Here is a 255-nt window from a genome sequence, read left to right on the forward strand (position 1 = left end):
GTAGCGCGGCTCGTTCAGGCGCAGGTCGGTGGTGACGATTGCCGGCAGGTTCAGGGCAACGGTCTGCAGGCCGCCGTCGATTTCACGGGTGACGTTGACCTTGTCGCCAGCAACTTCGACCTTGGAGGCGAAGGTGCCTTGCGCGTAGCCGGTCAGCGCAGCCAGCATCTGGCCGGTCTGGTTGTTGTCGCTGTCGATGGCCTGCTTGCCGAGGATGACCAGCTGCGGCTGCTCTTTGTCGACCAGGGCTTTCAG

At 63.9% G+C, this 255-nt stretch carries 1 pseudogene; it reads right to left on the reverse strand.

Annotated features, from left to right (window positions below):
- Positions 1–255 (reverse strand): annotated as a pseudogene (locus ACNFH5_RS30635) (electron transfer flavoprotein subunit beta/FixA family protein); the annotation flags it as partial.

The organism is Pseudomonas sp. NY15435 (assembly GCF_048068295.1).
Classification (GTDB): domain Bacteria; phylum Pseudomonadota; class Gammaproteobacteria; order Pseudomonadales; family Pseudomonadaceae; genus Pseudomonas.